The organism is Streptomyces olivochromogenes (assembly GCF_021538895.1).
Taxonomy (GTDB): domain Bacteria; phylum Actinomycetota; class Actinomycetes; order Streptomycetales; family Streptomycetaceae; genus Streptomyces; species Streptomyces olivochromogenes_A.
The window spans coordinates 1-12,660 of sequence record NZ_JADDRL010000031.1 but is presented as its reverse complement, the minus strand read 5'-3'; the positions used below and the strand labels follow the sequence as shown (position 1 = coordinate 12,660).

The window sequence follows — 12,660 nt, the reverse complement described above, 5'->3', positions numbered from 1 at the left end:
CGGAGCCGCCCCACCTCTCAGGGATGGATCAGGCCTTGACGTACATCTTGTAGAGCATGCAACCGTCGAAGTTCGGGTCCATCTTCACGTTGCCGAGCTTCGAGCCGTGCAGGTACAGACGCTTCATGTACACGTCGGGGATGAAGGCGCCCAGCTCGGTCACCTGCTTGTCCAGCGCGGCCCACATGGCGTTGGCCTTGTCGTTGTCCGTCTCCGCCGTGGCGGCCTTGATGGCGGCGTCGACGTCGGCGTTCTTCAGGTGGCAGTAGTTGGTGCCCTGGTCCACCACGTTGTGGCTGTCGAACAGCGGCTGGAAGACCGAGTAACCGGTCGGCCAGTCGGAGCCCCAGCCGCCCCAGTAGATGTCGTACTCGTTGTCGACCTTGCCGATCTGGTCGTACCAGGTGGTGGAGTCGATGCCCTTGGAGACGACGTCGAAGCCGGCGGCCTTCAGGGCGTTCTCGACGACGACCTTGACCTTGGCGTTGATCGGGTCCTGCTGGTAGGCGTAGACGATCTTGGCGCCGAGCTTGCCGGCCTTCTTCAGGACCGCCTTCGCCGCGGCCGGGTCGCCGGCCGGGTTCTTCAGCTTGCCCCAGACGTCCTGCGACTCGTAGCCGGCGACGAGCGGGCTCATGATGCCGGTCGCGTAGTCACCGCGGTGCAGACCACCCTGGATCTGGCGGATGCCGGCGGTCGGCCAGGCCTTGATGATCGCCTCGCGGACCTTGATGTCCGTGACGCGGGTCTGGTTGATCCAGTAGACGCTGGTGCCGCTGCTCAGGTCCTCGAACAGACGGTCCTTCGCCTTGGCGGTGGCCTGCGCCTGGCGCGACTGCGGAACCGTGCGCCACGAGACGGCGAACTGGTCGTTGCCGGAGTCGGCGATGAGGCGGTCGGCGGCGGTCTCCGCCTCGATGCCGAAGGTGAAGTCGAACTCGTCCGGGTACGCGTTGCGGATCGCGTCCGTGCTCGGGTCCCAGTGCTCGTTGCGGACCAGCACCATCGACTTGTCGGTGGTGTGCGACTTGATCTTGTAAGGACCGTTGGAGAACGGCTTCTTGTCGTAGTCCTGCTTGGTGTCGTGCTTCACCGGGGTCGGCGCGTAGGAGTGCATCGCGACGACGTAGTTGAAGTCCGGACGCGCCTCGGAGAGGTGGAAGGTGATGGTCTTCCCGCTCGTCACGATCGACTTCAGGTGCTTGTTGCCCTTGAAGGGACCCGGGTACGACTTGCGGAACTCCTGCGTGCCGGTCAGCCAGGACTGGACGTAGACGGCACCCTCGGTGACGAAGTTGGCGAAGGCGCGCTCGAAGCCGTGGCGGACGTCGTCGACGGTGACGTCGGAGCCGTCCTCCCACTTGACGCCGTCCTTCAGCGTGAAGGACCAGGTCTTGCCCTCGTCCTTCATGGTGCCCGTGTCGGTGGCGAGGTCGCCGACGAGGGTCATGGAGCCGTCGTCGCCGATCTTGTAGCCGGTCAGCGTACGGGAGAGGACGACCACGGCCAGCGAGTTCCAGGCGTAGTAGACGCGCTGGGGGTCGAGGTGCGAGAAGTCGTCATCGTTCAGCAGGGAGACCTTGCCGCCCTTCTTCGCGCCGGAGACCTCCGGAGCCGGGCCCTTGGAGTCCTCCGCGGTGCCGATCTTGACCGTGGTCGTGTGGGCCTTGGCCGCTTCCTGCTTGCCCGCCTTGCCGGAGCTGCTGGAGTTGCCGCTGCTGCAGGCGCTCAGCACGGTGGTGGATGCCGCAGCGACGCTGGTGGCAATCAGGAAATTTCTGCGCGAGAAGGACATCGCAATCCTGCCTTGGATGAGAGTTGGTGAGAGAAGTCCGGCACCCCGGCGTGCTTGCCGTGGTCCTGAAGAGGGCCGGATCAGCGCTTGGTCTTCGGGTCGAGCGCGTCGCGCAGCGAGTCACCGAGGAGGTTGAACGCCAGGACGAAGATCACCATCGTGATACCGGGGAACAGCAGGAAGGTGATGTCGTTCTGGTAGAAGCCGGCGGCGTACCCGAGCATGACGCCCCAGTCGGGGGTCGGGTCCTGCATACCGACACCGATGAAGGCGAGACCCGCCTCCGTGGTGACCATCGCCGGCAGCAGGAGCGTGCCCTGGATCAGGATCGGCGTCCACAGGTTGGGAAGCAGTTCCTTGAAGATGATGCGGGCCGGGGACGCACCCGTGACCTTGGCGGCCTCGATGAACTCCCGCTCGCGCAGGGCCAGAACCTGGCCGCGCAGCAGTCGGGCGATGGAGGCCCAGCCGAAGACGACCAGCAGCGTGATCAGGGAGACCACGACGATCCAGGTCGGCGTGTCCTCGTTGGCCGGCACGAAGAGGCTGAGGATCACCGGCGTGAACGCCACGAAGAACAGCTGCTGCGGGAAGGCGAGCAGGATGTCGATGACCCGGCCGAGGAACCAGTCTGTCTTGCCGCCGATGTAACCCGCCGTGATGCCGATCACCACGCCGAAGATCATGACGAGGAGCGTGATCGCGGTGGAGATCAGCAGCGAGTTGCGGATCGCGTACAGCAGGAAACTGAAGACGTCACGGCCCAGCTGGGGGTCGATGCCGAACCAGAACTCGCTGTCGATGCCGCCGTTCGGCTTCGCCGGGAAACCGTTGTCGCCCAGCAGGCCCGGGGTGTTCAGGCCGTACGTCGTGTACGGGTCCTTCCCGTACAGCTTGGCTATGAGCGGCGCGGCGAGACCGATCACGAAGAAGAGGATCACGATGATCGCCGAGGCGACGCCCGTACGGTCCCGCTTGAAACGGCGCCAAGCCAGCTGTCCCGGAGACCGGCTCTCGTTGCCCTTCGAGGAGGGAGAAGCGGTCTGCTTCTCGGTGCTCTCGTCGGTCACCTCAAGCGGGGCAGCCGTGGATGGAGTTGGGGGGGTCATGGTGCTCCTGGCCCAAGGGAGGGTCTGATGACTCCGCAGGGCACTCCCCTACGGGCTACGCCGGACTTTTTCAACGCAATTCATTCAAGGTCAATAAATTCTCGGTCGCCTTGGTTGTCTATTTACCTTCTTTACTCGTACTTGACTGTTCCGTAGCTACGCGGGTAGCGCGATGTAACCATTCTGTGCTTCACATCGGACTAAAGGGGCAATTCAGGCAACGAGTTCGATATGCGGACGCCTGCGTGTCGAAATGCGTACATCGGCGCAAGGAAATCCAACGTTTCGGCATCGTTCCGCGTAGATCCATTGCGTTCGTCGCTCAAGATCGCTCACGGCCCCGGTGGACGCCTGCGTGCATCCGGATGACCTGTCCACTGAAAGGCCCTCTCCTGGGTGGCGTGCGCATGCGATATGGGTGATTTGCGCTGATATTGACCGGTAATGGATCAACGCTCATGGAGGAGGCACGCCATGCGTGGAGCCACGCACGCCCGATGGGCCGCCGGCGCGATGGCGGTGGCGCTCGCCGCGACGGCGTGCGGAGGAGGGGGCGGCTCCGGCGAAGGCGCCGGAGTGCTCAGCTCCTCCTGGGGCGACCCGCAGAACCCGCTGGAGCCGGCCAACACCAACGAGGTGCAGGGCGGCAAGGTCCTCGACATGATCTTCCGCGGTCTGAAGCGGTACGACTCGAAGACCGGCCAGGCCAAGAACATGCTCGCCGAGAAGATCGACACCCCGGACTCGCAGAACTTCACGATCACCGTCAAGGACGGCTCGACCTTCAGCAACGGCGAGAAGGTGACCGCCAAGTCGTTCGTGGACGCCTGGAACTACGGCGCGAGCCTGAAGAACAACCAGAAGAACGCGTACTTCTTCGGCTACATCGAGGGCTACGACCAGGTCCACCCGGCCAGTGGCTCACAGACGGCCGACACGCTCTCCGGCCTGAAGGTCGTGAACGACCGGACCTTCACGGTGAAGCTGAACCAGAAGTTCTCCAGCTTCCCCGACACCCTGGGCTATGTGGCCTTCGCCCCGCTGCCCCAGGCGTTCTTCAAGGATCACGCGGCCTGGGTGAGCAAGCCGGTCGGCAACGGGCCGTACCAGATCGACTCATACACCAAGGGCGCCCAGATGGCCCTGAAGAAGTGGGACGGCTACCCCGGCCAGGACAAGGCGCAGAACGACGGCGTGACCCTCAAGGTCTACACGGACAGCGACACCGCCTACACGGACCTGCTGGCCGGCAACCTCGACCTCGTCGACGACATCCCCGCCTCCCAGCTGAAGAACGTCAAGAAGGATCTCGGCGACCGCTACATCAACACCCCGGCCGGCATCATCCAGACCCTCGCGTTCCCGTACTACGACCAGGCCTGGAACAAGAGCGGCTCGGAGAAGGTCCGCACCGGCCTGTCGATGGCGATCAACCGGAAGCAGATCACCGAAACGATCTTCCAGCGGACCCGCACCCCGGCCACCGACTGGACCTCGCCGGTGCTCGGCCCGGAGGGCGGCTTCCAGGACGGCCTGTGCGGGACCGCCTGCGACTACAACCCGACCGAGGCCAAGCGGCTGATCCAGGAGGGCGGCGGGCTCCCGGGCGGCCAGATCAAGATCACCTACAACGCCGACACCGGCTCGCACAGGATGTGGGTGGACGCCGTGTGCAACTCCATCAACAACGCGCTCGGCAACGACAAGGCCTGCGTGGGCAACCCGGTCGGCACCTTCGCGGACTTCCGCAACCAGATCAGCCAGCACAAGATGACCGGCCCCTTCCGGGCCGGCTGGCAGATGGACTACCCGCTGATCCAGAACTTCCTGCAGCCGCTCTACTACACCAACGCCTCCTCCAACGACGGCAAGTGGTCCAACGCACAGTTCGACAAGCTCGTGGACCAGGCCAACGCGGAGTCCGACACCGCCAAGGCGGTCTCCACCTTCCAGCAGGCCGAGGGGGTGGTGCGCGACAACATGGCGGCCATCCCGCTCTGGTACCAGAACGGCAGCGCGGGCTACTCGCAGCGGCTGTCCAACGTGGCGCTGAACCCCTTCAGCGTCCCCGTCTACAACGAGATCAAGGTCAGCTGAGCCGCCATGGGGCGCTATGTCGTCCGGCGACTGCTCCAGATGATCCCGGTGTTCGTCGGGGCCACACTGCTGATCTTCCTGATGGTGAACGTGATGGGCGACCCCATCGCGGGCCTGTGCGGAGAGCGGGCCTGCGACCCGGCGACGGCCGCCCAGCTGAAGAAGGAGTTCGGCCTCGACAAGCCGCTGTGGCAGCAATACCTGACCTACATGGGGAACGTCTTCACCGGCGACTTCGGCACCGCGTTCAACGGCCAGCCGGTCACCGAGCTGATGGCGACCGCGTTCCCCGTCACCATCCGGCTGACGATCGTGGCGATCCTCTTCGAGATCGTCATCGGCATCACCCTCGGCGTGGTCACCGGCATGCGCCGCGGCCGGCCCGTCGACACGGGTGTGCTCCTCGCCACCCTGGTCGTCATCTCCGTGCCGACCTTCGTCACCGGCCTGCTGCTCCAGCTCCTGCTCGGCGTGCAGTGGCACTGGATCCAGCCCTCGGTGTCCCAGGCGGCCACGTTCGGCGAGCTGATCGTGCCGGGCCTTGTCCTGGCCGCCGTCTCCCTCGCCTACGTCACCCGGCTGACCCGCACCTCCATCGCGGAGAACAAACGGTCCGACTACGTCCGTACGGCCGTCGCCAAGGGCCTGCCCAGACACCGGGTCATCACCCGGCACCTGCTGCGCAACTCGCTCATCCCCGTCGTGACCTTCATCGGCGCCGACATCGGCGCGCTGATGGGCGGCGCGATCGTCACCGAGCGGATCTTCAACATCCACGGCGTCGGCTACCAGCTCTACCAGGGCATCCTGCGGCAGAACACCCAGACCGTGGTCGGCTTCGTGACCGTCCTCGTACTCGTCTTCCTGGTCGCCAACCTGCTCGTCGACCTGCTGTACGCCGTGCTCGACCCGAGGATCCGCTATGCCTGAGCAGTCGTACGAGCCCGATCGCGCCATCGCGGGCACCGGGGCGGGCGGCGCGATGGATCTGGCGGCGAGCGAGGCGGAGACGCTGGAGCGGACGCCGGGCGGGCCCCAGGGCACCGGCCCGCAGGCCAAGCCCCGCAGCCTGTGGTCCGACGCCTGGCGGGACCTGCGCCGCAACCCCGTCTTCCTCGTCTCCGGGCTCGTCATCGTCTTCCTCGTCGTCATCTCCCTGTGGCCCTCGCTGATCGCCTCCGGCAGCCCCCTGCAGTGCGACCTCGCCAAGGCCCAGGAGGGCTCCCAGCCGGGCGCTCCCTTCGGGTACGACGGCCAGGGCTGCAACGTCTACACACGGACCGTCTACGGCGCCCGTACGTCCGTCACGGTCGGCGTCTGCGCCACGCTGGGGGTGGCGCTCCTCGGCTCGGCCCTGGGCGGTCTGGCGGGGTTCTTCGGCGGCGCCTGGGACTCCTTCCTGTCCCGGATCACCGACGTCTTCTTCGCGATCCCCGTCGTCCTCGGCGGTCTGGTCCTCCTCTCCGTGGTGACCAGCAATACGGTCTGGCCGGTCATCGGGTTCATGGTGCTGCTCGGCTGGCCGCAGATCTCCCGCATCGCGCGCGGCTCGGTCATCACCGCCAAGCAGAACGACTACGTCCAGGCGGCCCGCGCGCTGGGCGCCTCCCACAGCCGGATCCTGCTGCGGCACATCGCGCCCAACGCCGTGGCGCCGGTGATCGTCGTGGCGACCATCGCGCTCGGCACCTACATCTCGCTGGAGGCGACCCTGTCGTACCTGGGCGTGGGTCTGAAGCCGCCCAACGTCTCCTGGGGCATCGACATCTCCGCCGCCTCCCCGTACATCCGCAACGCCCCGCACGCGCTGCTGTGGCCCTCCGGAGCCCTGGCCGTCACGGTCCTGGCGTTCATCATGCTCGGCGACGCGGTGCGCGACGCCCTCGACCCGAAGCTGAGGTGAACCGCGGTGCTGCTGGAAGTGCGCGACCTGCACGTGGAGTTCCGGACCCGGGACGGGATCGCCAAGGCCGTCAACGGTGTCAGCTACGGCGTGGACGCGGGGGAGACCCTCGCGGTGCTCGGCGAGTCCGGCTCCGGCAAGTCGGTCACCGCGCAGGCGGTGATGGGGATCCTGGACATGCCGCCCGGCAGGATCACGGGCGGGGAGATCCTCTTCCGGGACCAGGACCTGTTGACGCTGAAAGAAGAGGACAGACGCAAGGTCCGGGGCGCCGGGATGGCGATGATCTTCCAGGACGCGCTGTCGTCCCTGAACCCGGTGCTCTCGGTGGGCGACCAGCTCGGCGAGATGTTCGTCGTGCACCGCGGGATGTCGAAGAAGGACGCGCGGGCGCGGGCGGTGGAGCTGATGGACCGGGTCCGCATCCCGGGGGCCGCCCAGCGGGTGCGCGACTATCCGCACCAGTTCTCCGGCGGCATGCGCCAGCGCATCATGATCGCGATGGCGCTGGCCCTGGAGCCGGCGCTCATCATCGCCGACGAGCCGACCACCGCCCTCGACGTCACCGTCCAGGCCCAGGTGATGGACCTGCTCGCGGAGTTGCAGCGCGAGTACGCCATGGCGCTCATCCTCATCACCCACGACCTCGGCGTGGTCGCGGACGTCGCCGACCGCATCGCCGTCATGTACGCGGGCCGGATCGTGGAGTCGGCCCCCGTGCACGACATCTACAAGGCGCCAGCGCATCCGTACACGCGTGGCCTGCTGGACTCCATCCCGCGCCTGGACCACAAGGGCCGGGAGCTGTACGCCATCAAGGGCCTGCCGCCGAACCTGATGGACATCCCCCCGGGCTGTGCCTTCCACCCCCGCTGTCCGATGGCCCGGGACGTGTGCCGCACCGACCCGCCGCCGCTGTACGAGGTCTCCGAAGCGCGCGCCAGCGCCTGCCACTTCTGGCAGGAGTGCCTGCATGGCTGAGCCGATCCTGGAGGTCAGCGGCCTCGTCAAGCACTACCCGCTCACCCGGGGCATCGTCTTCAAGAAGCGGATCGGCGCGGTGAAGGCCGTCGACGGCGTCGACTTCACGCTCGGCCGCGGCGAGACCCTCGGCATCGTCGGCGAGTCCGGCTGCGGCAAGTCCACGGTCGCGCGGCTGCTGTGCAGCCTGGAGCAGCCGACGGCGGGCTCGATCCGCTTCAAGGGCGAGGAGATCACCAAGCTGTCCGGCCGGGCCCTGAAGGCGGTCCGCCGCAACATCCAGATGGTGTTCCAGGACCCGTACACCTCCCTCAACCCCCGTATGACGGTGGGCGACATCATCGGGGAGCCGTACGAGATCCATCCGGAGGCGGCCCCCAAGGGCGACCGGCGCCGCAAGGTCCAGGAGCTACTGGACGTGGTCGGCCTCAACCCCGAGTACATCAACCGCTATCCGCACCAGTTCTCCGGCGGCCAGCGCCAGCGCATCGGCATCGCCCGTGGGCTGGCCCTGAACCCCGAGATCATCGTCGCCGACGAGCCGGTGTCGGCCCTGGACGTCTCGATCCAGGCGCAGGTCGTCAATCTGCTGGCCCGCCTGCAGAAGGAGTTCGAACTCTCCTACGTCTTCATCGCGCACGACCTGTCGATCGTGCGGCACATCTCGGACCGGGTGGGGGTGATGTACCTCGGCCGGATCGTGGAGATCGGTACGGACGCGCAGATCTACGACCACCCCACGCACCCGTACACCCAGGCGCTGCTGTCCGCGGTCCCCGTGCCCGACCCCGAGGCCCGAGCGCACCGCGAGCGCATCATCCTCTCCGGTGACGTGCCGTCGCCGACGAACGTCCCGTCCGGGTGCCGGTTCCGCACCCGCTGCTGGAAGGCCCGGGAGCGCTGCGCGGTGGAGGTTCCGGCGCTGGCGGTCCCGGAGGAGTTCCGGTCCACGGCGGGACCGGCCGCCCACGATTCGGCGTGTCATTTCGCTGAGGAGAAGCGGGTGGTGCCGCCGGAGGAGGTCGCATAGCCGTACAAACCCGTGACAATCGCGTTAACACGCAGGCAACTTGGCCGACCCGACACCGATATACGGACGCGTCAGTCTGAACAGCGTACGGCCGTGCGGGTGCCGTGAAACGGGCCGGGATGCCATGGCATCCCGGCCCGTTGCCGTCTCTACGCGAGGCCCAGGGAGCGCTTGAGGAAGTCGACCTGGAGCAGGAGGAGGTTCTCCGCGACCTGCTCCTGGGGGGTCATGTGGGTGACGCCCGACAGCGGGAGCACCTCGTGCGGGCGGCCGGCCGCCAGCAGGGCGGAGGACAGGCGCAGGGCGTGGGCCACGACCACGTTGTCGTCGGCCAGGCCGTGCACGATCATCAGCGGCCGGTGCGGCTCGGCCGCGGCGGACAGGCCGTCGTCCGTGATCAGGGAGCTCTTGGCGTACGCCGCCGGGTCCGCGGCGGGATCGCCCAGGTACCGCTCCGTGTAGTGGGTGTCGTAGAGCCGCCAGTCGGTCACCGGGGCGCCCGCGATGCCCGCGTGGAAGACGTCCGGGCGGCGCAGCACCGCGAGGCCCGCCAGCCAGCCGCCGAAGGACCAGCCGCGGATCGCCACCCGGGACAGGTCCAGGGGGTGGTGCTCCGCCAGGGCCTGGAGGGCCTCGACCTGGTCGTCGAGGCTCAGGGTGAAGTCCTGGTGGATCGCCTTCTCCCAGGCGGGGGAGCGGCCGGGAGTGCCGCGGCCGTCGGCGACGACCACCGCGAAACCCTGGTCGGCGAACCACTGGGAGGTCAGGTGCGCGTTGTGTGCGGCCACTACGCGCGGGCCGTGCGGACCACCGTAGGGATCCAGGAGCACCGGCAGGGGAGTGTCCCCGTGGTAGTCCCGTGGCATAAGCACGGCGCATGGAATTCGGCGTGCGCCCCCCTCGGTGAGCGTCACGCGGGGGGACAAACCAGGATCTTCGGCGTAAGACGTGACAGTCGCCGTCGGTTTTCCGTCACGCAGGACCTGCACCCGGGAACCCGGCCGATTCAGTGTCGCCGACACCATCACGGTCACGTCCCCGGCGCGCACCGCCGAGTGCACGCCGGGCTCCTGCGACACGCGCTCCACGCCGAGTTCGCTCACCCGGTAGACGTGCACCTCGCCGGTCTCGGGAGAGTCCGAGGAGGGCGGGACCTCCTCGCCCGCCGAGGCCGCGACCAGCACGTCCTGGTCGGAGACGTCCAGCACCGCGCGCACGTGCAACTGGGCTCCGGTCAGCGGCCGTTCGCCCACCGCGAGCACCCGGGCGCCCCCCTCGTCGGCGATCCGGACGAGTTGCCCCGACGGGGTCCAGCAGGGCACCCCGGCGAACAATTCAAGCCATGTTGGATCTTCGTCGGCGTGCACCATCCGGGTCGCCCCCGACTCCGGGTCCACCGCCAGGAACAGCTGGCTGCGCTGGTCCCGCGCCTGCACAAGAAGCAGCGGCGCACCCGCCTCTGACCAGTGCACACGCGCCAGATACGGATAGCGCGCCCGGTCCCACGCGACCTCCGTGCGCACCCCGTCGAGGCCGATCACGAACAGGCGTACGTCCGCGTTGGCGGTGCCCGCCGCCGGGTAGCCGACGTGGTGTGGCTCACGCTCCGGGTGGGCCGGATCCGAGATCCACCACCGCCGCACCGGCGTGTCGTCCACCCGCGCGACGAGCAGCCGGTCCGACTCCGGGGCCCACCAGAAGCCCCGCGAGCGCCCCATCTCCTCGGCCGCGACGAACTCCGCCAGTCCGTAGCCGACCCCCTCCGACTCCGGCTCCGCCAGCGCCCGGTCGCCCTCCCCCTCTGCGTCCACCACGCGCAGGGCGCCCTCGGCGACGTACGCCACGTACCGTCCGTCGGGGGACGGGCGGGGGTCGATCACCGGGCCGGGGACCGGGAGTTCGCGTGCCGTGCCGGCCCGCAGCTCCGCCGTGAAAAGCCGCCCTGACAAGGCGAAAGACGCCAACTCCAGGGCCGTGTCGGTGGCGTAGCCGACGATGCCCGCACCGCCCTCGCGGCTGCGCTCGCGGCGTGCCCGTTCCTCGGGCGAGAGGTGCTCCGTGGCACCCCCCAGGAGGGCGCGCGGGTCGGCCGCCACGCGCTCCGCGCCGTCCGCAGGATCGAGCACCCACAGGGAGTTGGCCCGGTCCGTACCGGACGCGGAGCGCAGGAACGCGACCCGCGAACCGTCGGGGGCCACACTGAACGCGCGCGGCGCGCCGAGGGTGAAACGCTGGGTCCGCGCGTGCCGTCGGGGGAAGGAGTCAGGCTCGGTCGTCATACCCCGACCATATTGGCCATGCGCCCCCTTGTGCGGCCGTGCGCCGAGCCATGCGCGAGCACGGATAGTTATGATCACTACCGCTGAGTGGGTATGAACCTGCTGGCTTCTGTATGGAATTGCTGGACCGATCTGCAACCCCCATAGTCCGAACCCCCCGCGTACCCGGGATCTTTGGAGGTGAGCCGCCGTGGCACTCTCGATTTCGGCGGTGGTGCTGCTGGCGATCATCGTCTTCCTGCTGATCAAGAAGTCGGGACTGAAGGGCGGGCATGCGGTCGTCTGTATGCTGCTCGGCTTCTACCTCGCCTCCTCGACCGTCGCTCCGACCATCAGCGAGCTGACGACGAACGTGGCGAGCATGATCGGCAGCATCAAGTTCTGACGCGCGCCGAGCCCGGCCCTCGGGCGGCCTCGCCGGGGCCGGACGATCCGCGCGGGCGGGTTTCGACGCGGCGAAGGCACTCGATGCGCTGAAGTGGTGTCGGCAGTCGGGTGATGTCTTTGCCCGGGAGGCCCGCGCGTGAGCCCCTGCCGGAGTCGTCAGTCCTCGGACGCGTACGGCACGAAGGCGCACCAGCTGGCGGGGGAGAAGGCCAGGCGGGGGCCCGCGGTGTTCTTGGAGTCGCGGACGTGGATGGTGCTGGGGGTGGTGGCGAGTTCGAGGCAGGAGTCGCCCTCGCTGCCGCTGCTGTAACTGCTTTTGAACCAGTCCAGAGCGACTTCGACGCAGGAGTCCCCCTCGCTGCTGCTGCTGTAGCTGCTCTTGAACCACGCCAGATCCGAGGCGTCCCCGGTCGAGGTGTTGCGGATCATGTATCCCCCAGCAGTCGCTCGATGAAGGCGGCTGACTCACGTGGTGTGAGAGCCTGCGCCCGGATGATGCCGTACCGCAGTTCTAGGATACGGAGCTGCCTGGGCTCGGAGGCCGGTCGGCCGTTGGCCACCACTGGCGAGCGCCCCACCGCCGAGCCGTCGGTGAATTTCAGCACCTCGATACCGCCGGCCAGACCTGCGTGCTCCTCGCGATCCATCGGCATCACCTGAAGCTCGACGTTCCGCAACTGACTTGCCTCAAGGAGATGCTCAAGCTGCTGGCGTAGCAGCGCCCTCCCGCCGAGTGGGCGTCGCAGGGCCCACTCCTCCAGGACGAAGCTGAGTTCGGGCGCCGGATCCCGCTCGAACACAACCTTGCGGGCCACTCGCGCGGCGATGAACCGCTCCACCTCGTCTTCGGTGTACGCCGGGCGCCGCATCAGGAGCAGGCCGCGTGCGTATTCCGGCGTCTGCAACAACCCATGGATGTTCAGCGGATCGTAGAGCTGAAGCTCGACCGCCCTGGCCTCCAGCTTCGCCAGGTCCCGTACCTTCTTCGGGTACCGGACCTTGGCCACGTCCTCCTTCATCGCCGAGAGCAGGCCACCCGCCCCCAATACCTCGTCCGCCCTGTCCAGATACTCGGGCCG

At 67.8% G+C, this 12,660-nt stretch carries 11 protein-coding genes; 6 read left to right on the top strand and 5 right to left on the bottom strand.

Features of this window, described 5'->3' with window-relative positions; genetic code table 11:
* Positions 1 to 28: 28 nt before the first annotated feature.
* The gene (locus tag IPZ69_RS17685) at positions 29 to 1,795 is read right to left on the bottom strand and encodes an ABC transporter substrate-binding protein (protein WP_235455097.1); all 1,767 of its coding nucleotides are present in this window, start codon (positions 1,793 to 1,795) and stop codon (positions 29 to 31) included.
* Positions 1,796 to 1,875: 80 nt separating this feature from the next.
* Positions 1,876 to 2,865: an ABC transporter permease gene (locus tag IPZ69_RS17680; RefSeq protein ID WP_374293352.1), complete on the bottom strand. Its 990-nt coding sequence runs from the start codon at positions 2,863 to 2,865 to the stop codon at positions 1,876 to 1,878.
* A 513-nt stretch (positions 2,866 to 3,378) separates the two neighbouring features.
* Here IPZ69_RS17680 and IPZ69_RS17675 point away from each other — a divergent pair.
* The 5 genes from IPZ69_RS17675 to IPZ69_RS17655 are packed head-to-tail and all read left to right on the top strand — an operon-like array spanning position 3,379 to position 8,915.
* On the top strand, positions 3,379 to 5,001 hold the full coding sequence (locus IPZ69_RS17675; RefSeq protein WP_235455095.1) for a peptide ABC transporter substrate-binding protein: 1,623 nt from the start codon (positions 3,379 to 3,381) through the stop codon (positions 4,999 to 5,001).
* Positions 5,002 to 5,007: 6 nt separating this feature from the next.
* Positions 5,008 to 5,931, top strand: coding sequence for an ABC transporter permease (locus IPZ69_RS17670; RefSeq protein ID WP_235455094.1), 924 nt, complete (start codon positions 5,008 to 5,010; stop codon positions 5,929 to 5,931).
* Positions 5,924 to 6,904, top strand: coding sequence for an ABC transporter permease (locus IPZ69_RS17665; protein WP_235455093.1), 981 nt, complete (start codon positions 5,924 to 5,926; stop codon positions 6,902 to 6,904). Before IPZ69_RS17670 ends, IPZ69_RS17665 begins: the two co-directional genes overlap by 8 nt.
* A 6-nt stretch (positions 6,905 to 6,910) precedes the next feature.
* Complete coding sequence (locus IPZ69_RS17660) at positions 6,911 to 7,885, top strand: ABC transporter ATP-binding protein (RefSeq protein ID WP_235455092.1); 975 nt, start codon at positions 6,911 to 6,913, stop codon at positions 7,883 to 7,885.
* A complete protein-coding gene (locus tag IPZ69_RS17655; protein WP_235455091.1) occupies positions 7,878 to 8,915 on the top strand; it encodes an ABC transporter ATP-binding protein in 1,038 nt (345 codons plus the stop codon). Before IPZ69_RS17660 ends, IPZ69_RS17655 begins: the two co-directional genes overlap by 8 nt.
* A gap of 149 nt (positions 8,916 to 9,064) precedes the next feature.
* Here the strand turns inward: IPZ69_RS17655 and IPZ69_RS17650 are convergent, their stop codons facing one another.
* Complete coding sequence (locus IPZ69_RS17650) at positions 9,065 to 11,194, bottom strand: prolyl oligopeptidase family serine peptidase (protein ID WP_235455090.1); 2,130 nt, start codon at positions 11,192 to 11,194, stop codon at positions 9,065 to 9,067.
* Positions 11,195 to 11,384: 190 nt separating this feature from the next.
* On the opposite strand from IPZ69_RS17650, the gene IPZ69_RS17645 reads away from it, so the two are divergent.
* A complete protein-coding gene (locus IPZ69_RS17645) occupies positions 11,385 to 11,579 on the top strand; it encodes a hypothetical protein (RefSeq protein WP_030346161.1) in 195 nt (64 codons plus the stop codon).
* A gap of 158 nt (positions 11,580 to 11,737) precedes the next feature.
* Here IPZ69_RS17645 and IPZ69_RS17640 read toward each other — a convergent pair whose 3' ends face one another.
* The gene (locus tag IPZ69_RS17640; protein ID WP_235455089.1) at positions 11,738 to 12,010 is read right to left on the bottom strand and encodes a DUF397 domain-containing protein; all 273 of its coding nucleotides are present in this window, start codon (positions 12,008 to 12,010) and stop codon (positions 11,738 to 11,740) included.
* A partial coding sequence (locus tag IPZ69_RS17635; protein ID WP_235455088.1) for a DUF5753 domain-containing protein occupies positions 12,007 to 12,660 on the bottom strand: 654 nt, incomplete at its 5' end. The genes IPZ69_RS17635 and IPZ69_RS17640, both read right to left, overlap by 4 nt.

Excerpts from the sequence above, each read along its gene's own strand:
- IPZ69_RS17685 (WP_235455097.1), bottom strand. The coding sequence starts at position 1,795 with ATGTCCTTCTCGCGCAGAAATTTCCTGATTGCCACCAGCGTCGCTGCG.
- IPZ69_RS17675 (WP_235455095.1), top strand. The coding sequence starts at position 3,379 with ATGCGTGGAGCCACGCACGCCCGATGGGCCGCCGGCGCGATGGCGGTG.
- IPZ69_RS17670 (WP_235455094.1), top strand. The coding sequence starts at position 5,008 with ATGGGGCGCTATGTCGTCCGGCGACTGCTCCAGATGATCCCGGTGTTC.
- IPZ69_RS17665 (WP_235455093.1), top strand. The coding sequence starts at position 5,924 with ATGCCTGAGCAGTCGTACGAGCCCGATCGCGCCATCGCGGGCACCGGG.
- IPZ69_RS17655 (WP_235455091.1), top strand. The coding sequence starts at position 7,878 with ATGGCTGAGCCGATCCTGGAGGTCAGCGGCCTCGTCAAGCACTACCCG.
- IPZ69_RS17650 (WP_235455090.1), bottom strand. The coding sequence starts at position 11,194 with ATGACGACCGAGCCTGACTCCTTCCCCCGACGGCACGCGCGGACCCAG.
- IPZ69_RS17640 (WP_235455089.1), bottom strand. The coding sequence starts at position 12,010 with ATGATCCGCAACACCTCGACCGGGGACGCCTCGGATCTGGCGTGGTTC.